Consider the following 19,792-nt stretch of genomic DNA (forward strand, 5'->3'; position numbering starts at 1 on the left):
TTGGATTCAAACTAGGACGCTGCACCCACCCCTAAAACGTTGAACGCACGCGGCCAAAGGCTTTTCTCAATAGCTCAGGCGCCTCACTCTAACCTGAAACGACTAAGTGCCTTGAATAGGAGCAGGTGGAAGGCGTCTTCTGGAAAAGCCCAGAGATATCGCTGCGCTTGCTGTCGGCGGCTATCTCAGTCCTACTTGTGGGTTGCTATCGGAGGGGGATGAACTCAGTGCGGCCAATGATTTGCTGGCCTTGATCCGAGAGCGCGTAGTTGATGAAATCGGCCACCACAGGGCTAGTCCTCTGAGGTGCCACCAAAAACACATTCCGCGCCAAGGGGTAGCTGCCCCTCTGGATGGCCTCACGGGTGGGCATCTGGCCGTCGATGGGCACAATCCGCACCGTTTGCTGGTTCTGCACCTGATCGACAGTGCTGTAGGTGATGCCATCTTCTCCCAAAGCCCGCAGCAGCGGGGTGGTGACATCTTCTGTGGCGGTGGTGAAGTAGGGAGGGTTATCGGGAGCAAAGGGCGACCCCAACAACACCAGCTCTTGGAAAACGCTGTAGGTGCCACTCTGGGGGGCGCGATTGAGGACCCGAATCCGCCGATCCGGGCCGCCCACCTGGCTCCAATTGGTGATCCGACCCTGGAAGATATCGGCCAATTGCTGCAGCGTCAGTCCTCCTTTGTAGGGGTTGTTCACCCCCACCGCCACCGCCAGGGCATCTTTGGCCACCGGGATCGCCTGTAGACCCGCCTGCACTTCGCTGGCATTGAGGGGGCGGGAGCTAGCGGCCATCTGGATGCGACCTTCCATCAGGGCCTTCAGGCCGGCATTGGATCCATTGGGCTTGCCATCCGGGATCCCATAGGTGAGGGGAATGCCGGGGTTGCGCTGGGTGTAGCCTCCCTTCAGGGCCAAGACGAGCCGGATCATCGTGACGCTGCCATCCACCTGGAGCACTGCTGGGTTGGGCAGAGAAGTATCCAGATTAACGGCGTTGGCAGGCGGATTGGGCGCTTGAGCCTGAGGGGGGTTGGGCGCTGTTGGGGCTTGGGGCCGGGCAGCTGGAATCTGGCTGGGGATAGGAGGCGTGTTCTCTCTATTCAGGAATGAGTCCAACAGGCCGGAACGATAGGCATACCAGCCGCCGCCTCCCAGTATCGCGAACAAAAGAATGTAAACGATTGGAGGTGGGCCGGAAGGTCGTGCAGTCATGGGATCCCCCCTAAAGAAAATTCACGATCCAGACTTCTGAGACTTCCCCCCTCTGTTGTATCAGCTATCCACGCAGATTGGGTGAGCAGCAGGTTAAGGTGCATCTATCCGCACATGGCCGCCTCTCGTCCCACCTCGCGTAGCTCGATCACATCCGCACGGGGATCCGCCTGCACAACTTCCAACTCGATCCAAGCCCCCAGAGGAGTTTGGCGTTCTAGGCGCACCGGCACCCGAAAGGCAATCTCATCCAGCATGGCCAACACCAAGTTTTCCTGCTCGCGCAGGTAGCCCAAGACCAGAGCCCGCCAAATTTGCCCCGGTCGCAGGCGCAGGTATTCGATGCTCCAATAGCGCTTGGATTTCCGCTCCACCTGGTTGGCCTCAGCGGTGCCCGGCTCAATCCCCAGCAGCAACTGCTGCACATCCGCTTCCGTCAAGGGCAAGGGATCCCCGCGCAAAAAGGCCTTGATCTGGTAGTGGGCCACCAAGTCCAGGTAGCGCCGAATCGGGGAGGTAACCTGACAGTAGGCATCGAGACCCAGCCCTGTATGTCGCCCCGGCTGGGTGGCTACTTCCGCCCGCGATAGACACCGCATGATGGCAAAAGACCGAACTGGCCCCTGGGGATACCTATCCAGCACTTCGGGAGGAGGTAAGTCGGGAGCCGGCTGCAGACGATAGGGCACCGGGATCCCATTTTGGCTGGCGAAGCGGGCCGCCACGTCGCCGGTGAGCACCATCATTTCCGCCACCATCTGCCGCGCAGGAGTATCCTCGATTACCCGGAGGTGGGGGATCTCGTCGATGACCTTGATATCTTGCTCCGGCAGGCCGATCTGAATGGCCCCCTGAGCCATGCGCCACCCATAACGCCACTGGGCTGCCCGGGCAATGGCTGTCAGTTGAGCCTCTGCCCCCAACTCCAACATTTCATCGGCATCTTCGTAGGTGAGGCGGTAGGTCACTTTGATCTGGCTGAGGCAAATCTTGGAATCGCGGATCTGGCCGTCGGATCCCAGGAGGATGCCAAAGCTGAGGGCGGGCCGCACCTCTCCCTGCACCAAGCTCATCGGGCCGGTGGACAACTCCGGTGGGAACATCGGGATCACCCGCTCCGGCAAATAGACACTGGTGCCACGCTTGCGGGCTTCCAAATCAAGGGGATCCCCCCACTGCACCCAACAACTGGGATCAGCGATGTGGATCCAGAGCTTCACCGCGTCATCCGACCAGAACTCGACGCTGAGGGCATCGTCAATGTCGCGGGTGCTGGCATCATCGATGGTGTAGGTGTGGAGATGGGTGAGATCCTGCCGCAGGTGGGGATCCCAGAAAGAGGGAGGCTGGCTGAGCAGGGCTTGGGTGTATCGCTCCACCGCCTTCGGGAACTGGGTTGGGATCCCGGTGAGGCGCAGGGCCAGGTTCTCGTGGCGGCTCCACAGGCCCAGAGCCACCAAAGCCTCAAAGGCCCCCTGCGGAGTGTCAGGAAACCCCATCAGCTCCAGCAGTTGCGAGGCCCGTTCCCGATCCGACGGGTTGAGATTGGAAGAGAGATCCTCGTGGCTGCGAATGGCTGCTGCTGCTCCCTGCAGGGCCAGGCGCTCCAGCAACTCCAAACGGGCCCGTTCGGCAGGAGTCCAGGGATACCCTTGGCCGGGATGAGCCAGAGCCTCCCGCAGGTGGGCCTCAAACTCTGCTTGTTCCTGCTGCCGTTGTTGGGCGACGGCCATTTGATGGAGGATCTCCTTCACCTGAGCCGGAGTGCGGGGTTCGTAGCTCTCCCCCTTTTGCTTGAAGTAGGTGCGATCCTCGCTCAAGAGGCGGTAGGCGGCATAGGTAGAGACCGGGGAATCATCAGAAAACAACAGCCGAGCCATCTCCGCCAAGCTCAGGGGCTGACGCTCCTCCTGCACCAGTTCCCAGGCCAACGCCAAACTTTCGGGATCCAACTTTGCCTGCACCGCCTGCCAAAAGCCGGGAATGTCGGAAGCCGTGAAGTTGGATCCCCCGTTCAAAGCAAAGGTAATCTGGCGAGGGTGAACACTGTGAACCTGCCCAGAAGGCACCCCCAGCAGTAGGTTCTTCTTACCCTCAGTGCCCTGAACCACTGCCAACACACGGTCGTTATTGTAACGAAACTCCACCAGTGTGCCCTTTTCCACCCGTTCTCCTTATGTCGGCTGTCGTCAGATTGCAGGCTCTCTTCCATTCTCCACCAGCTCTGTCCGCCTGCCTACCTGGAAACCCCGGCCAGAAGACATACGGACACTATGAACAGGTAGCAGATGTCAGATACATGGGTACTTAAGCATATAGATATATGACATATAGACATATGAGATACGGGTTCTCAGGTAGATTACGGCTATGTATTGGGTACTGCGAGTCTCAAGCAGAGGCCAGCTCTGCCAAGTTCCTGGGATGAGGTTACCAACTGGAGTCCCTAAATTGCGTAGAGATACTGTTGCCAGCATTTCGCAAGTGGATACTTCCACTTCTTCCATGTGTGATATCCTAGGGGTAGGGCACAGTTACCATAGGCTGCTCCCCAATTGAGCAAGCAAAAGGGTGGTACTCAAGAGTCGTTTCCCTACAGTGAAGGTCACGGAAACAAGAGATTCCGTACTTCTTCACCTAAAACTTTTTAGCTTAGCGCTCAAAAGGTAAACCGTGGACAACCCAAAGCGACTGTTGCTCATCGATGACGATCCAAACTTGATCCTTCTGGCCAAGGACTACCTAGAGTTTCGCGGTTATGAGGTGGTGGCGGCAAGCAACGGTCTGGAGGGGTTGGAAGCGATGCGCCATTTCACACCAGACCTGATCATCTGCGATGTGATGATGCCGGAGATGGATGGCTATACCTTTGTGGAAACCATTCGCTCCAACAGTGCTACGGACTGGATACCTGTGATTTTTCTGTCGGCGCGTGGGCAGACGGCGGATCGGGTGCGCGGCCTGACCACAGGGGCAGATGTTTACATGGTCAAGCCCTTTGAGCCGGAAGAATTGGTGGCGCAGGTGGAGTCTTCTCTCAAACATACCGAGCGCCTGTTACAAGTGCAGAATGTGGGCATTCAGCCGGTCATAAAACTGGATCGGGAAATTGAACTTACGCCAACGGAAACCAAGGTGATCCAGTACGTGGCCAGGGGCCTGTCCAACCGCGAGATTGCCGAAGTTCTTGGGGTGAGCCAGCGCACCGTTGAAAGCCACGTCAGCAACATGCTGGGCAAAACCGGCCTGCACAACCGCACAGAACTGGCCCGCTGGGCGATAGAAAGTGGTCTGGGCAAAAAACCGTTGTAATTCCCGCCGCCCCTTTCAACGGCTGGAGAACTCTATCTCCTCGGCGCGATTGGAGATAGGGTAGTGATCGCACTTGAAGGGCAAGGTAACTGGGGTGGGCAAGTCTTTTCAAAAATTGGCGGGGGAGGATCTGCTGGCCTTGCCCCAACGTACATTGGCCGCCGATTTTCACTGCGTTACCCAAAAACTGGGTCTAAAGCCCCGTCCTTCCAGGACAGTTTTTGCCCTGTTGTTGTCATTTTAAACAGGAATGAAACATTTCCGTTGCATTGCTTCCTAGCTCCTTTCTCCCTCTGGGACAGGATCTAAAGGTGATTGTGGAAGCGGCGTGGAACGTTTGGGCAGCAGCGGGGGTGTCTCAATCTAGTTTGAAATGACTATAGACCTGCAATGATATAGACCTGCAATGAAATAAACCCATGCTGGTCAGGGAAGCCAAACTCCTCAACGCCGCTCCAGCGCCATACCAAGCCTTGGATGAGGCCCTGCCCAGTTTGTCCGCAACCAATGCTTGCGTCACTGGATGGATGAGCGTGGTGTCAACAAAGCTGCCTTGTACTCCCGATGCAATGTTAACTTGGCAACTGGGATGGGTTTCCCCGCAAGGCTTCCAGGAAGGCAAATACTGCAGGCGGATGCAGCGCAGAGGCCAGAACGGCAGCCCCGATCACCCGCTCCAGTGGGATCGGCAGCCGACGGATCTGGATCCCTTCGGGAATGGGGATGGCGGCCAAGCGAGGCAAAATGGCAGCCCCCAGACCCTGCGCCACCATGTTCACAATGGTGGAGTCTTCCTTCACCAAGTAGGCCACCTTGAGGGTTTGGTGAGCGGCTTCCCAGTGGTTCCGCACCGCGGTGGTGCATTCGGCGTAGTTGTAGAGAATGTAGGAAAAACGGGAAAGATCCTCCCAGGTCAGGGTTTCCGGCAGGGGCCCAAAACTCAGCGGAACCAACACAATGAATTCATCACGGGCGATCTCCCACGTCTGGAGATCCTCAGCAGCCCGCGGCAGGGGCAACAGGCCAATATCCACCTGGCCCGATCGCAACAGATGTTCGACAGTGGCCGGATCTTCTTCTGTGAGGGTGAGGGTAATCTGGGGAAATTGTTGGCGGAAGCGGGCGATCACCGGCGGCAGCAAATGGGTTGCAGCACTGCGAAAAGCGGCAACTCGCACATTTCCCCCCCGCAACCCTTTTTCCAGGTTGGCCTCATAATCCATTTGTTCCCGCAGTTGCAGCATTTTGCGGACATGGCGCAGCAGTCGCTCTCCCACCGGCGTCAGGCGTGCCCCAAAGCGACCGCGCACCAACAGGGTCACCCCCAATTCTTCCTCTAGGCTGGCAATGGCCCGGCTCACCGCCGACTGGGAAATGTGCAATTGCAGAGCGGCATCGCTGAAATTCCCCCGCTCCACCACAGCCACCAGGGTTTGCAGTTGCGAGATGTTCATGGATCCCATCTATTCGATCTGCGCATAGATGTGATGCTATCTCAGGTTTGAACCCTCCGCCGCACCTGACTAAACTACGACATAGCTCCCCCTTCACACTGCGAAATAACGCGAAACAGTGTGAAATCATCTTTATCTTCCTGTCGTTGGTCAAGTGTCCCTATGTCGAGATCCATGTTTGCCCTATTGCCTTTCCATCAATTTCGAGATACTCCCGGCGTGCGTTTTTTTGACATCACGGTTGCGCGATCCAACGCCCGCGATTTGGTTTACCACGATGGGCCGGCCATCAGTCCCCCCAATAATCCTCAGGGCTATTGGCAGTTTTATATGCATCCACACCAAGAGGACAACCTACTGGCTCTATGGGGCGGACGGACGTTTTACCTGGTGAATTTTAGCTGGAGGGATCCCTTCCATATTGTGCGCCTGGAAGCGAACCGAGGCATTTTGCGCATTCCTCCCGGCACTTTTCACCGTTCCGTCTCCGATCCAGAGGGATCCATCGTATTGAACCAGGCGGTGCGCGACGAAAAAGCCATCTTGGAAAAAGAATTTCGCATCTACGACAGCAGCCGCATCCCCCGATTGCTGCAGGTGACCTCGGCGCCTGCACCTTTGCCCCGCATTTGTGCCTGAGTACAGTTAACCCATGCCCCCCCGCGAGTCAATCAGGGCTCGCAATCGGGCAGCAGCCTGTGTGAGCTGTGCCGAGGGAATGGACACTGTGGGGTCGAAGGGATGCCCTGGTGGGTTGGCTGTGGCCAGAGGCTCAGCCCTCTTTGGGGATCCCTGTAGGTGAAAACTGAAGCTAGAGTAAAGATGGGTGCTGGGGGATCGACCAATGCTCTCTCTGGAGCGCAAGGGCATAGCGGATAGCTCGCTCAATTTGGCGGAGTACATCGACCATACTCTGCTGTTGCCGATGGTTACTCCAGAACAGATTGACCAGGGGTGTGAGATTGCCTTGCGCTATGGCTTCCCCACTTTTTGTGTTCCTCCTTGCTACGTGCCGCGGGTGGTGGAGCGGCTGCACGGATCCCCGGTCAAGGTGAGCACGGTGGTGGGGTTTCCCCTGGGCACAACCACTGCAGAGGCCAAGCTTTACGAGGCCCAACTGGCGGTGGAGCAGGGGTGCCGGGAGCTGGATGTCCGCATCAACTTGGCTTGGCTCAAGGCGGGAGAGCTGGATCGCCTCCATGCCGAGATTGCCCAACTGGTGGAAGAAACGGGGGTTTGCGTCAAGGCCATTTTGGAAACGGCTCTGCTGACCGAGGAGGAGAAAAAGCTGGCCGGGGAGATTTGTATCGATGCGGGGGCGGCTTTTCTGATGACTTCCACCGGCTGGATGGGGGGGGCGACGCCGGCAGATGTGCAACTGTTGTGGCAACTCAGCCGCGGTAAAGTGGGGGTGAAAGCGTCGGGCGGCATTCGCACAGTGGCTCAAGCAGAGGCCATGATCCAGGCGGGGGCCAGCCGTATTGGCACCTCTTGGGGGCTGGAGCTGATGCAAGAGCTGAAAGCCAGAGGAACCCCATGAGTGGCCGCACCTACCGGGTTACGGGCATCAATCTCAAAGGGATCCCCCTGGGAGAGTCGGATCGGATTGTTACCATCTTGACCCGCGAGCAAGGGTTGATCCGGGCGGTGGCCAAGGGATCCCGTAAGCAGCCTTCCAAGCTGGGCGGGCGGATGGAGCCTTTTGTCATCAACGATTTGCTGATTGTGCGGGGGCGCTGGTCTGCCCAAGCAGATACCTCCCAGCGTTTACAGCGCATTGTCCAAGCGGAAACCCTGCAGACTTTTCCCCGCCTCAGCCGCAGCTTAGCCCATCTCACAGCAGCGCAGTATTTGGCGGAGGTGGCCTTGCTGTTGGCCTTGCCCGATCAAGCCCAGGAAGAGCTGTTTGTGGTGTTGGTCGAACACTTGGAACGCATCGAGCGGGCTGCTTCGGAACGGGCCGTTCTGCCCTTGCTCACCCACGGGTTGTACCACCTCCTGGCGTTGGCAGGGTTTGCCCCTCAGGTACAAGCCTGCTACTTCTGTCAAGGGGGGTTGGTCGGCAGCGTTTTTTTCAGCCCCCAATGGGGTGGCTTGATCTGTGATCCCTGCCGGGTGGCCCAGCGGCCCAGCCCGATTGCCTGGGTCTCCGCTTCTGCCTTGCGTGCCTTGGGATCCCTGCCCAGCTCCACACTGCCTCTGCCGGAGGATTCGCTGCCTTTGGCTGCTTGGCTGGAGGCAGAACGTCTGTTGCGGCGTGTTTTGGAGCATCATACAGATCGAGAAATCCGTTCCGCCGAGCTATTGGCCAGTTGCTACGCTGTTCCCACCGCAAACGGCCAGGGATCCCCAGCTTTTCCTGAGGGACATCCCGAAAAATGGGCATCGGTCTGAAAAAGTTGTGAAGGTATGTATCAAGTCCGGCCCAATAGCCGCAAAATAGAGCATCGAGGCGGGTTGGCAGCCGATTTTGGATGATAAATTAGGTTATGGAAAGTAACTTCTTACGAAGGCCTCTCAGGTTTGAGCAATGGTTTGGGGGGAGGAGTGCCTTGCACCAGGTACTGGACAGCATCATCAAGTGGGATTGAAGTTGGAGCTTTTAACAAGATTGAATCCACTGCTGAGAGGGCCTTCTGTTTTGTGCTTGTTTCCCGGAGCTGCATCCCTGGGGTGCGGCTTTGGTTAATTGCAGATGATTGCTTGTGAGTGTTCAATTTCACTCGGTGAGTCTGCCCAACTGAGGAGCAGCCCCTGAGGTTCCTGCATCCGCCCAACTCAAGATAGCGCCCACCTTAGTTCTTTTTCAGATCTCTCTTTTACCGAGTACCGTTAGAAGTTCAGGAGTTGCAGCACCGTGGAAGCACAGCGTAAGGAACGGATTCTGGTGGTCGATGATGAGGCCAGCATTCGACGCATCTTGGAAACCCGTCTGTCCATGATTGGATACGATGTGGTCACAGCTTCGGACGGCGAGGAGGCGCTGGAGGTTTTCCACAAGCAGGATCCCGACCTGGTGGTGCTGGATGTGATGATGCCGAAGCTGGATGGCTATGGGGTCTGCCAGGAGCTGCGCAAAGAATCGGACATCCCCATCATCATGCTGACGGCGCTGGGAGATGTAGCCGACCGTATCACAGGGCTGGAGCTGGGGGCAGACGACTATGTGGTCAAGCCCTTTTCGCCCAAGGAGCTGGAAGCTCGCATTCGGTCGGTGTTGCGCCGGGTGGCGCGGTCGGCCCACGATGGGATCCCCAGTTCTGGGGTGATTCAAGTGGGGGATATTCGCATCGATACCAACAAGCGGCAGGTCTACAAACGGGACGAGCGCATTCGCCTGACGGGGATGGAGTTTAGTCTGCTGGAGTTGTTGGTCAGTCGGTCGGGGGAGCCTTTTTCCCGCTCCGAGATTTTGCAAGAGGTGTGGGGCTATACCCCGGAGCGCCATGTGGATACGCGGGTGGTGGATGTCCACATCTCGCGGCTGCGGGCCAAGCTGGAAGATGACCCCAGCAACCCAGAGCTGATCCTGACGGCCCGAGGCACCGGCTATCTATTTCAGCGCATCGTTCAGGGAGAGGAACAGGCACGGTCTTGAGAAGGGATCCCTCGCAACCTCTCTTCAAGAGCGGCCTGCACCCGCCTCAACACGCCAACCCAGTCTCCCGGTGTGTCTTGTCGAAACAGTCGCATTACCCCGGGGTACCAGGGGCTATCTTCTCGATGGAGCAGCCAGCGCCAATCGGCGGCAAAGGGGAGCAGCACCCATACCGGCTTGCCCATCGCCCCGGCCAAATGAGCAACGGCTGTATCAACGCTGATCACCAGATCCAACTGGGCAACGGCTGCGGCTGTATCGACAAAACTGCGGAAACGGGATCCCAGCTCCAACACTTGGTGCTGCTCCAATAGGGATCCCAGCGGCCTTAGATCTTCCCCCACCTGCAGGCTAACCCACTGGATGGAAGGCCCATGCAAGTGCTGGAGCAACAGATTCAGAGGACAACTTTTCAGCCTTTGTACGCGGTTGAGCTCAGGATGGGCACGCCGACCGCTGGCCCACACCAGCCCCACCTTCATCCGCTCCTGGGAAAGCTCCGGCCAGGAGAGGCTCGAAGAGGTCTGCGGCCCACTTGCGCGAACGGGACAGACAAGGTAGGGGATGCAGGCAGGGATCGTCTCCAGGGTGGTACCCAACCGCTGTGGCAAGCTGAGCAAAGGCAGATGGCAATCAAAAGAGGGCAAGGGATCCGTTTCCGAGATCACCTGCACCTGGGGCAGGCACCCTCTGAACAGCTCCACGAGGGATCCCTGACAGCGGAGGCAGATTTGCGCTTGGGGATGGGCCTCGGCCAGCAGCGGCAGGTAGCGCACAAACTGAATCGTGTCCCCCAACCCTTGTTCGGCGTAGATCAGCAGGGTCTGGCGGCCCAGAGGGGATCCCGTCCACAGAGGGGAAAGAAAGCGCGGGTAGGTCGCCCCTTGTCGCTGCAGCCGCCATTCGTATTCCCGCCACCCCTCCTCGTAGCGGCCCAGGGTCAGCAAAGCCGTGCCCAGGTTGTAGTGGATCTCCGGCCAGTGGGGGGCCAACTGCAAGCTGTGCCGATAGGCTTCAATGGCCGCTTCCAACCGGTTTTGTTCCTGCAAGATGGTGCCCAGGTTGTTGTGAGGCTGGGCGTCCCTCGGCAGCAGCAAGATGGCCCGTTGCAGACAATCGGCGGCCTCCTCCAAGCGATCTTGCAGGTGCAGGCAGTGGCCGAGGTTAACGAGAATTCGCCCCTCCTGGGGTGCAAGGGCGAGAGCTTGGCGAAACCAGCCTTCCGCTTCCTCAGCTTGGCCATCGAGCATCAGGGCATTCCCCAAAGCTGCCAAGGCATAGACCTGGGGAGGCTGGGCTGCTGCTGCCTGTTGCAACACCTCAATTGCCTGGGCCAATTTCCCCAGGGTGAGCCAACAACTGCCCAATCGGAAAAGCAATTGCCCATCACCGGGGGCAAAGGCCAGGCCCTGTTCGTAGGCTCGCGCCGCTTCCTCTGGGTTGCCGAGCTGCATCCAGGCATCGCCCAGATCCTGCCAGGCCGGCACCCAATCCCCCCGCAGGTGCAGAGCCAGTTGCAAGGGGGTCAAAGCTTGGCGGGGATCCCCCATCTGGAGATAAAGGGATCCCAGCAACGCCTGAGCGGCGAACAGATGGGGATGGGCGCGGGTAAGCTGCCGGCAGAGGTGCAGAGCAGTCTTCAGATCCCCCGCCTGTCGGTAGCGTTGAACCCACGTCAGAGCCGCCTGCGAAGAGGATGGGATCTCGGATCCCCGCTCTGGATCCTGTGACTTAGCCGCTTGCCGATTGTCTTTTCCTCGCCCAAAGCCCCGTGGCACGTCTTTGCCTGATACATTTACGCTGAACACTGCTGAACATCACTGTTCAACTATGCAGCGATAGCATTCTGTTTGTTTCCAAACAGAATGGCGGTATCCCGCAAAGCTTTGAGTAGAATACCCAAAGCGCAGTTTCCGTGTCGTCTTACTACCAATTTTCTGCTTTGCTTTGGCTACCATGTTGGCAGACTCGAAAGTAAACAGAAAGATCAACTGGTAGTAATCCGTACTGAACATATTATACATTATTTTCAGTATAGTTGAGCTTATTATTGACTAGAGTCATGCTCTTTTTTGCCTCTTTTGAGATCCTTTTCACTTCTTAGCGCCCTCCCCCCAGTGTCCAAATGACAGCGGTGGGACAGGATCCCTACCCAGGCTAACAAAAGGTTCCCATTGCCCCGGTTTTCACGGGCCATCCTTGGGGCTCAGTTGCGGCGAAACAGGCTGTCCAAGTAGATGCGTGCCGCCCGCCGGTCGCTCTCCCCGCTTTGGAGCAGGAATAACGAGAGCGCTGCCGTCACCACCCGATCCTGATCCCAGTCGGGATGGCGGGAGAGGTAGTTTTGGAGGGTGTCATGCAGCTCCTCAGGAATTTCGCTCAAAATGCTGACGCTGTGAGAACTCATAGTCCAACTACTCACTCGGGCTTAAGAGGGGAGAAAACGGTATCCCGCAAAACCTGCGGCCACAGCCAAAACTTGGGCAGCTCGAACAGAGCGAACCCGCAACATCAAAACCCAACCTAGATAGGCCAAGAGCCTCAGCAGGCTCGCAAGCAGAAAAGCAAGCAATATAGGTTCATAGCTTGCCCCTATCCCAGCGGATGGGAGGGAGGGCATGCACAACTGTTCCTAAGCCTGTCGTGGGCTGTAGAACAGATGAAGTCTTTTCTGAGGAGAGCGGTTGGGAACACCTCCACACCACTCACCCTCAGGTGCGGCTATTCTGCCCTTTAACCCACGGGGGGTGTCAATCCCAAGTCAGGGATCCAACCGGACAAAAGCCTGCCATTGGCCTTGATGGGATCGAAAAAAACGGCGCGATCCCGTTACGTTTCTCAGGGTGTAGTCGCCTGAACCTTACCCACCTCCACTTTTCCACAGAAACCCCCGATGCCGCCCCCTGAGGGAAAGGCCCTGTGGAAAACGGCCCGCCTGCCTGTGGAAAGCCTGGGGAAAACCTGTGGATTTCTGGGAAATCTGAATTTGTCCAAAAATTTTTGTGTTTGTATAGAGCATTTCTCAGGGCCACTCGACTCGGTAGCGCAAAAACAGCTCCTTGGAGCCACGGCGGCATTCCAGCAGCTTCAACTGGGGCGGGGATCCCTGCACTTGCCAACCCTCAATGCTGGCAGGGGCATCGGCGTATCCACTCAGCAGCACCGGAGCGAGGGTAACCCACAGCTCATCCAAGGCTCCTGCCTGCAGAAATGCCCCCAAAAGCCGCCCCCCACCCAACAACCCCACCCGTTCAATGCCCAAGCTGCGCAGGCGCGCCAGCCGTGCCGGCAGATCCCAATCGGCAGCCACCCAGATATCCTCAAAGCCGGTTCGGTTCTGCCAAATTTGGGATCCCTTGGGAGTTGTCCACAGCCAACGGGTGAGGGGCTGGCGAAAAAACGGCAAATCCTCAGGAATATCCCCGCTGTCGGAACAGATGATCGTCAGGGGCTGGGGAGAGAGGCCCTGAGCGGTTCTGCGTTGGATCAACTCGGGATCCCGAATACGCAGACTGGTGCCGTAGGCCCGCAGAGTGGCGGCCCCCATGATCAAAGCCTGTTGCTGAGCAGCTTGGGTTTCCAAGTGCCGATAGTCCTCAGGGCTGCTGAAGGAGGGCCTCTGCGCTCGGTGGGCTGCGATCTTTCCATCCAAGCTCTGGGCGAAGATGGCTACCAAATGGGGACGATTCAAAGACAAGATTGCTGAGAAAGGGTGGGCAAACCCTACAAATTGACCAGAATAGAGTCAGGCATCGCCGGGGGAACCGTGGCACCGGTCACCAGAGCGCCCACGCGGAACGGATATGCTAGGGACATTTCAATCCTCCACCATCCGGGTTGAAGTCGAGGCCAGTGCATCGACCGTGCAGCGCTGTCTGACAGAGGTGGGATTGTTGCAGCAGTGGATCTGGCCCCAGCAACTGCAGGGATCCCTTCCCGAAAGGCTGGAGCTGGGCAGCACCTTTGCGGCCCAATGGGGCCCCCTCTCGATCATGCACCAGGTGGAAACCCTGCTGCCGGAACGGCTGCGCCTGCTGATGTGGGGAGGAGCCGATGGCTACTGTGACTGGCTGTGGGGGAACGGCTGGGTGCAGTTGCGGGTAGAGGCCGTCTCTCTCCTGCCCTTGGGCTTGGGACAATTGCTGATGCTGCGGCGGCTGCAACAGTTTGCCCAAAGCCAAGAACAGCGCCCCTCTTAGGACTTAAAAAGCGACCTTCCAGCAAAATCCGTGGATCCTCGGCTTGACAAAATGCGTTTCGGTTGAAGCATGCTACTTCTCTAAGGATTTTCCACTACGATAGTTGTAGCAGAGCTTACTCTCCCCGTCCGAGAGGCCCAATGAATCCGCCGACCAGCCCCACCCCAACCGCCATCGAGCAGGAAAAGTTTGAGATCCGCTTGGGAGAAGCCCTCAACCGAGCAGGACTGCTCACCCCCGCCCAACTGGCTCAGGCCATGTGGGAAAAGGCCGACAACCCCTTGATGTTGGGGGAGCTGTGTATGCAGCACGGCTGGGTTGCCCCCCGAGATCTCTACCCATTGATTCCGGTCGAATTGGTGCGCATCGGCGAGATCTTGGTGCTGCATGGGTATCTGGAGCTGGAGCACATCCATCAGGCCCTGATTCAGCAGCGGCAGCACCCGGAGCGCAAGCTGGGGGAGATCTTGGTGCAGCAGGGCTGGGTGCAACCCCACTGGTTGGAATGGGCCTTGGACAAGCAACAGCGGCTGCGGCGCCAGAAAGGAGCTGCCAACAGTTGGGAAGTGATGGTGGAGCAGTGGTCCACCATTCCCGATCAGCCCCCTCTTTATGTCTCCCCTCTACAGGTAGCCCAAGAGACCTACAGAGTTACCCAGCAATACAAAGCCCAGCTGGAGCGCTACCAAGAGCAAATTGCCATCTTAGAAGCGCAACTGGAGCAGCAGCGGCAGCAGCAACAGCTCCTGGTCGAACAGTCGCTGCGGCAGGTCGCCGACCATCAAGCCCGCCAGCAGGAACAGCAGCAGCGCATTGCCCAATTGGAATCCCAAATTCAACAGGAGACAGAACAACAAAAGGCTGCCCAACAGCGCATTCGGGAACTGGAGGAGCAACTCCAAGCCCAGCAAACTCAGGGATCCGCGCAATTGCAAGCCGCCCAAGCAGAGCTGGAGACCCTGCGGCGCCGCTGCCACGAGTTGACAGAATGGCAATCTCAAGCCAAACACCAGCTGCAAGAGCTGGGATCCCAACTGCAGGAGCAGCAGAAGATACAGCAGGCTCAGGCACAGCAGCTCCAAGAGCAAACCCACCTGCGTCATGCTCTGCAGCAAATGGAAGCCCAAGTGGCTGCCCTGAACCAGTCGCTGCAGGAGCACCAACACCAACTCCAACTGGCCCAGTCTACGAAGCAGCGCTTAACTGCCGACCTAGCCCACGTTCGCCAAGAAGCTGCCGAGGCCACCCACCGCTTGCAGGTGCAGCTCCAAGAAACCCAAGCCCAACTGCGAGAAACTCAAGATCGCTTGCAGGAAGCCCAAGCCCAAGTGAGCCAGCTCCAGGCCCAACTGCAGGCGGCCCAAGCGGAAAACCGTGCTCTAGCCGCAGCGCTAGCCGAAGCCCGGCGAACTTCCCCACCTGCAGCTGCACCGACCCCAGCTTCGGAGAAAGCCCGGCCAGAGACAGAGGATCTCAAGGCCCTGACCGTAGCCGACTGGGCAGCCGAGCTGAGTGCCCCAGAAAGCGAATTGCCCCCGCAGCAGTATTTGGGGGAAGAGGACTTGGAAGCCTTGCAGCGGGCCACCCCCTGGGTACAGCGGGTGTTGACCCAATTGCGGGCGGCTGGCCTAATCGACAATGCCGGCATCGAAACCGTCATTCACGCTTGGGAAAAGGAAGGGGGCACCTTCACAGATGTGCTGGCCCACCACAGTGGCCTCAAGCCGGAGACCGTCAAATTTTTCAGCGAAGGGGGCTACTCCGTTCAACTGGCGGGGGGACGCCACGTGGCCGATTACCTCAAGGCTTCTGGGTTGGTCAGCGCCGCCCAAATCGAACAGATCCAGAAGCACCTGCCGCCAGGCGGATCCCTGTGTCAGGCCCTTGCCCAAGCCGGGATTCTACGCCGGGCCACTGCCCTGTATTTCGAGCGCCACTTCGGCAGGCAAAAGCCCCGCCGCCCGCTGCGGGAAGAGCTTTAGAGGAACCATGCTCTATCGCTGACGCCAACGACCGACAAGGGATCCGAATACAGACACAAGCTGCCAACAAGATGCCAATTAGACTAGAAACTAGATAGATCATCAGAAGCGACCGGTTTCTCACCCCTGAGAGACCCAAGTTACTCGGTAGTTGTGTCGATCTCTTCTGCTATGACTACGGAAGCTCCAACTCGACCTGCTCAGCAGTTCTCGCCCTCGAGAACCCAGGTTCGCCAGCCCTACCCCCACTTCAAGGTGATCGTCTTGGATGACGATTTCAATACCTTTCAGCACGTTACGGAATGTCTGCTGAAATACATCCCCGGCATGACTTTGCCCCTAGCGCGGCAACTGACCGTGCAGGTGGATGCCGAAGGGCAAGCAGTTGTTTGGGTCGGCCCTCAAGAACAGGCGGAGCTCTACCATCAGCAATTGCTGCGGGAGGGGTTGACCATGGCCCCCTTGGAGCCGGCCTGAAGCACCAGGCGTTCGTAGCTGCGCTCAACTGCTGCCAACAGCTCCGCTTGGCCCCAACCGGCGTAAAGGCTGCTGGCAATGGCCAGCCCACCCGCCCCCACCCCTTCCTTGACATAGCCCCGCTCGTAAGCCTGTAGAGGCAGATAGCGGCTATTGGCAAAGCTCAGTTGGGTGGCCAAAAGGGGAGCAACCCCCAACAACTCTGCCAAGGCCACCGTATTGCCCGAGGGATCCTCTGCCACCCAGCGGGTAGTTCCCACAACCACGTTCTCCGGGGGCCAAGGGATCCCCTGCTCTTCCCCCCAGCGCTGCATCAAGGCCAGCACCGCCAACATTTGGGTTCCCCCTGCCAGCAGCACCGCTCCCCGTTGCGCTGCGCCCATCGCCAACCCGGCCACAAAGGGCTGCATGGGATCCCCCACTGCCGCCACCACCTCAGCAGCAGAAGCTCCCCTTGGCAGACGGGCCAATCCCTGCCGGGCCAAGGCCAGCTTTTGGGCGTGGTTGCAGACCGGGTGGCTGCTGTTTACCATGCCCTCTGCTGCCCACCCCAGTCCCAACAACACCGCCAGCGCCGTGGTGGTGCCCCCTGCCACACACTCCCCAATCACACAGTAGCCTTGCTCCAGCCGGGATCCGCGGTCGTACCCTTCTTGCCACAGGGATCCCACCTGCTCCAAAGACAGAGCCTGTCCTGTGCTCAAGCAGCGGGCCACTCCCCCAGAGCTCACCATTTCTGCCCCCGGCAAAGGTTCCGGCAAGCCACAATCGAACACTCGGCACGGGATCCCCAACTCCCTCAGGATGGCGCAGCTGATCACCACTGGGGAAGGATAGCCATCCGGAGAGGTGGGCAAGCGGTGAGAATGGCCCGCTAGCAACACTTCCCCATCGGCAAGAGCTGTGTAGCGACGCAAGGAGGGGGTAGCGCCGGCAGCCGAAATGCCGGGAACGAGAGCCGTTTCGGTAAACCCCAAGCAGGCCAGAAACAGAGGTCGGGATCCCTGCACCCGTTCGCACCACCGCCGGGCCACAGCCGGCTGAGTGTAAGCCTTAACGCAAGGAAACGGAAGCATACCGGACACCGAGGCAAACAAGCCAGAGTCTATCCTGAGCCAGAAGGGCGGGATCCCGTACTCGCAGGAGGGGTTGCCTCCTGCTGAGGCAATCGGATTCGGATAGGATGGGTATACCCAATGCAGTTTATTCAGGGCAAACGGAAGGCCATGAGCTTCTTCGACTCTGAGATCGTCCAAGAGGAAGCCAAGCAACTGTTTCAGGATTTCCAAAACCTGATGCAGCTTGGTCAACGGTACGGCCAATTCGACCGGGAAGGCAAAAAAATCTTCATCGAACAGATGGAGGAGTTGCTGGAGCGCCAGCGCATTTTCATGAAGCGGCTGGAACTCTCCGACGACTTTATGGCTCAAATGACCATCAAACAACTGCAAACTCAGCTTGGGGGGTTTGGGCTCTCCCTGACCCAAATGTTTGACCAAATGCACCAGACCCTAGAGCGCATGAAAGCTGAGGCAGACGCTGAGCGTTGACCCCCAAGAACGACCTACACGAAGGGATCATGTCTTCTTCCCGCCAGACCCGCAACCAGAAATTGATTCTGGAGGTGCTAGAGCATCGTTCACAACCCCTTTCGGCGCAAGAGATCTTTTTGGAGTTGCGCAATGCCAACCACACCGTCGGTCTGGCCACGGTTTACCGAGTTTTGGATGCTCTGCGCAATGAGGGCAAGCTGCAGGCGGTCAACTTGGGAGATCAGCAGACCTACTACCAGGTTCTGCCCAGCAATGGCCACAACCGCCACCACCTGATCTGCACCGAATGTCGGCGGGTGGTGCCTTTGCCCGATTGTCCGGTGGAAGATTTGGAGGCACAGCTTTCCAGTCAGTACCAATTTGCGATCGAGTACCATGTGCTTGACTTCTACGGCGTCTGTGCCCAGTGCCGTAGAGGGGTTGGGCCAAGCCCGGACTCACGGCGTTCCTCTTTTCTCAAAGCTAAGCCCAAATGATGAGCTATCTCTGGACGGTGTTGATCGGGCTGGCCGGCGCCCTGATCGGGGTCAAGCTGAGGCTTCCGGCAGGAGCGCTGGTGGGCTCCATGGTGGCGGTGGGTTTGGTGAATGTCTGGGGGGCGATCCCAATTCCCGCTCCCCCAGCCGGGATCCGTTTTGCCATGCAGGTGGTGTTGGGCATTCTTTTGGGTACTAAGCTCACTGCCGATACGCTTCTGGCCCTGAAAGATCTGTGGCGACCAGCCCTGCTCTGTACGGTGATTGCGGTGGGCACGGGGGTCTTGTCGGGGTACCTGATCTCCCGTTGGCTGGGGATCGAGCGCTTGACTGCCATCTTGGGCACAGCTCCAGGAGGCATTTCCGACATGAGCCTGATAGCCCTGGACATGGGAGCCCAAACCAGCACAGTGGTGGTCATGCACTTGGCACGCCTGATCAGTGTCGTCGTGGTCGTCCCCTGGGTGGTGCGGCTGTTGGTTCAGCCGGGCACGAGTTAGCTAGACCGCCGGGAAGCCCCGCCCTCTGTGCATCAGCATGAGTGCCGGAGTATGTCACGAAAGTCCTCGGAGCAGAGACGGTGGGTGGGTTAGACTAGGGGCGATACAGAACTTAACAACTGAACCGCCGCCTTGGAACTTTCCCCTTCTCCCCTCACCTGCCATGCCGCCGCTGCCGGATCCCCTTGGAGCGCTGCTCTCCGTTCTGCAGATGGCTCTTTGGGCAATGTCTCCTCTGGCCAAGGCGATTGGTGGCCTCTACAGCTGCATTGGCAGGGGGAGCCAGACCCGGTACAGCCTGAGCTGGTGCAGGTGGATCCCGTGCTGCGCTTGCTGCTTTTGGGGGATGGCTTTACCACCCGTAATCTTGCTGCCTTGATCCAAGAGCCGATTCAGGCTCATCTGCTGGACACGGGCCGGGTTGATTTACAGGCAGAGCAGGGCACTGCCCCCAAGTCCATGCAACAGCTGGCCAGAGATTTGGGGCGGCTGGGATCCCCTTTGATGCGGCGGCGGGTTTGGCTGTGCGGGGCAACCTCTCAGCAGCCCTTGCTCTATGCCACCTCTTGGTGGAACTCCGAACATCTGGTTCAATACTTGCCCCATCCCGATCGGCCCATTGGCCAAAATCTGATCCAAGAAAAACTGGAGACCTTTCGCGAGCTGCGCGGCCTTTACCACGGCGAGGCAGACCCGGTTGCCCGGCTGCTGCAGTGTCCCGGTCCCTTCTGGGCTAGGCATTATCTTTTGTTGCACAGGGGCCAGCCTTTGACCGTCATCTACGAGGTGTTTTCTCCACGGCTGGCCGCAAGGGCCCTGTCCCGCTAGCGCGACGGAGACCTCCAACGGCGCACGGCTGCGGTGATGGCGGCTGCCACCTGCGGATCCAATTGGGCGCTGGCGGAGATGCGCTGATAGTCCTCTGGGGTCAGCTAGAAATCGCAGGAGCCCCGCACTGTACCCGTAGGGTCAGTGTCGGGAGGAATGCGGAAGTTACGATAGAACCATGACCCAAGTCCTGA

19 protein-coding genes are annotated in these 19,792 nt (G+C 58.5%); 12 read left to right on the forward strand and 7 right to left on the reverse strand.

Annotation, left to right across the window (positions count from 1 at the left end; all coding sequences use genetic code 11):
• Window positions 1-205 precede the first annotated feature (205 nt).
• Window positions 206-1,219: a phosphate ABC transporter substrate-binding protein gene (locus tag ACVW0C_RS09450; RefSeq protein WP_457385099.1), complete on the reverse strand. Its 1,014-nt coding sequence runs from the start codon at window positions 1,217-1,219 to the stop codon at window positions 206-208.
• Window positions 1,220-1,323: 104 nt separating this feature from the next.
• On the reverse strand, window positions 1,324-3,384 hold the full coding sequence (locus tag ACVW0C_RS09455; RefSeq protein ID WP_457385100.1) for a ribonuclease catalytic domain-containing protein: 2,061 nt from the start codon (window positions 3,382-3,384) through the stop codon (window positions 1,324-1,326).
• 508 nt (window positions 3,385-3,892) lie between these two features.
• On the opposite strand from ACVW0C_RS09455, the gene ACVW0C_RS09460 reads away from it, so the two are divergent.
• Window positions 3,893-4,531 (forward strand): response regulator transcription factor, encoded by a 639-nt coding sequence (locus tag ACVW0C_RS09460; protein ID WP_011434112.1) that lies wholly within the window; start codon window positions 3,893-3,895, stop codon window positions 4,529-4,531.
• Window positions 4,532-5,103: 572 nt separating this feature from the next.
• Here the strand turns inward: ACVW0C_RS09460 and ACVW0C_RS09465 are convergent.
• Complete coding sequence (locus ACVW0C_RS09465) at window positions 5,104-5,985, reverse strand: LysR family transcriptional regulator (RefSeq protein ID WP_414343826.1); 882 nt, start codon at window positions 5,983-5,985, stop codon at window positions 5,104-5,106.
• Window positions 5,986-6,159: 174 nt separating this feature from the next.
• Here ACVW0C_RS09465 and ACVW0C_RS09470 point away from each other — a divergent pair, with 174 nt between their 5' ends.
• The 4 genes from ACVW0C_RS09470 (at window position 6,160) to rpaB (ending at window position 9,583) form a co-directional block, all read left to right on the forward strand.
• Window positions 6,160-6,624, forward strand: coding sequence for a redox protein (locus ACVW0C_RS09470; protein WP_414343843.1), 465 nt, complete (start codon window positions 6,160-6,162; stop codon window positions 6,622-6,624).
• Window positions 6,625-6,829: 205 nt separating this feature from the next.
• Window positions 6,830-7,525, forward strand: coding sequence for a deoxyribose-phosphate aldolase (gene deoC / locus ACVW0C_RS09475; protein ID WP_011434117.1), 696 nt, complete (start codon window positions 6,830-6,832; stop codon window positions 7,523-7,525).
• Window positions 7,522-8,379: a DNA repair protein RecO gene (gene recO / locus ACVW0C_RS09480; RefSeq protein WP_457385102.1), complete on the forward strand. Its 858-nt coding sequence runs from the start codon at window positions 7,522-7,524 to the stop codon at window positions 8,377-8,379. Before deoC ends, recO begins: the two co-directional genes overlap by 4 nt.
• 463 nt (window positions 8,380-8,842) lie before the next feature.
• Window positions 8,843-9,583 carry a response regulator transcription factor RpaB gene (rpaB, locus tag ACVW0C_RS09485; protein ID WP_011434119.1) on the forward strand — a complete coding sequence of 247 codons (741 nt, stop codon included), beginning with the start codon at window positions 8,843-8,845 and terminating at the stop codon, window positions 9,581-9,583.
• Here rpaB and ACVW0C_RS09490 read toward each other — a convergent pair.
• From ACVW0C_RS09490 to ACVW0C_RS09500, 3 genes are all read right to left on the reverse strand, one after another.
• On the reverse strand, window positions 9,556-11,361 hold the full coding sequence (locus ACVW0C_RS09490; protein ID WP_457385104.1) for a tetratricopeptide repeat protein: 1,806 nt from the start codon (window positions 11,359-11,361) through the stop codon (window positions 9,556-9,558). The two genes, rpaB and ACVW0C_RS09490, sit on opposite strands and share 28 nt — an antisense overlap.
• Before the next feature lie 428 nt (window positions 11,362-11,789).
• On the reverse strand, window positions 11,790-11,990 hold the full coding sequence (locus ACVW0C_RS09495; RefSeq protein ID WP_041436785.1) for a DUF2811 domain-containing protein: 201 nt from the start codon (window positions 11,988-11,990) through the stop codon (window positions 11,790-11,792).
• A 615-nt stretch (window positions 11,991-12,605) separates the two neighbouring features.
• The gene (locus ACVW0C_RS09500; RefSeq protein ID WP_457385105.1) at window positions 12,606-13,274 is read right to left on the reverse strand and encodes a RibD family protein; all 669 of its coding nucleotides are present in this window, start codon (window positions 13,272-13,274) and stop codon (window positions 12,606-12,608) included.
• A gap of 112 nt (window positions 13,275-13,386) precedes the next feature.
• Here ACVW0C_RS09500 and ACVW0C_RS09505 point away from each other — a divergent pair, with 112 nt between their 5' ends.
• From ACVW0C_RS09505 to clpS, 3 genes are all read left to right on the forward strand, one after another.
• Window positions 13,387-13,782 (forward strand): hypothetical protein, encoded by a 396-nt coding sequence (locus ACVW0C_RS09505; RefSeq protein WP_414349609.1) that lies wholly within the window; start codon window positions 13,387-13,389, stop codon window positions 13,780-13,782.
• A gap of 140 nt (window positions 13,783-13,922) precedes the next feature.
• Window positions 13,923-15,764 (forward strand): hypothetical protein, encoded by a 1,842-nt coding sequence (locus ACVW0C_RS09510; protein ID WP_457385106.1) that lies wholly within the window; start codon window positions 13,923-13,925, stop codon window positions 15,762-15,764.
• Window positions 15,765-15,935: 171 nt separating this feature from the next.
• Window positions 15,936-16,241, forward strand: a complete 306-nt coding sequence (gene clpS / locus ACVW0C_RS09515; RefSeq protein ID WP_011434126.1) for an ATP-dependent Clp protease adapter ClpS — start codon at window positions 15,936-15,938, stop codon at window positions 16,239-16,241.
• Here the strand turns inward: clpS and cobT are convergent.
• Window positions 16,190-17,317 (reverse strand): nicotinate mononucleotide-dependent phosphoribosyltransferase CobT, encoded by a 1,128-nt coding sequence (cobT, locus tag ACVW0C_RS09520; RefSeq protein WP_041436788.1) that lies wholly within the window; start codon window positions 17,315-17,317, stop codon window positions 16,190-16,192. The genes clpS and cobT overlap by 52 nt on opposite strands.
• A gap of 150 nt (window positions 17,318-17,467) precedes the next feature.
• On the opposite strand from cobT, the gene ACVW0C_RS09525 reads away from it, so the two are divergent.
• The 4 genes from ACVW0C_RS09525 (at window position 17,468) to ACVW0C_RS09540 (ending at window position 19,598) form a co-directional block, all read left to right on the forward strand.
• Entirely contained in the window at window positions 17,468-17,791 is a 324-nt protein-coding gene (locus ACVW0C_RS09525; RefSeq protein WP_011434128.1) for a DUF1825 family protein, read from the forward strand.
• Window positions 17,788-18,270 (forward strand): Fur family transcriptional regulator, encoded by a 483-nt coding sequence (locus ACVW0C_RS09530; RefSeq protein WP_457385108.1) that lies wholly within the window; start codon window positions 17,788-17,790, stop codon window positions 18,268-18,270. The genes ACVW0C_RS09525 and ACVW0C_RS09530 overlap by 4 nt, the downstream gene beginning before the upstream one ends.
• On the forward strand, window positions 18,267-18,770 hold the full coding sequence (locus ACVW0C_RS09535; RefSeq protein ID WP_414330730.1) for an AbrB family transcriptional regulator: 504 nt from the start codon (window positions 18,267-18,269) through the stop codon (window positions 18,768-18,770). The genes ACVW0C_RS09530 and ACVW0C_RS09535 overlap by 4 nt, the downstream gene beginning before the upstream one ends.
• Before the next feature lie 132 nt (window positions 18,771-18,902).
• Window positions 18,903-19,598, forward strand: coding sequence for a chorismate pyruvate-lyase family protein (locus ACVW0C_RS09540; RefSeq protein WP_457385110.1), 696 nt, complete (start codon window positions 18,903-18,905; stop codon window positions 19,596-19,598).
• Window positions 19,599-19,792 lie beyond the last annotated feature (194 nt).

The sequence above is a fragment of the Thermostichus sp. OS-CIW-26 genome (genome assembly GCF_054058395.1).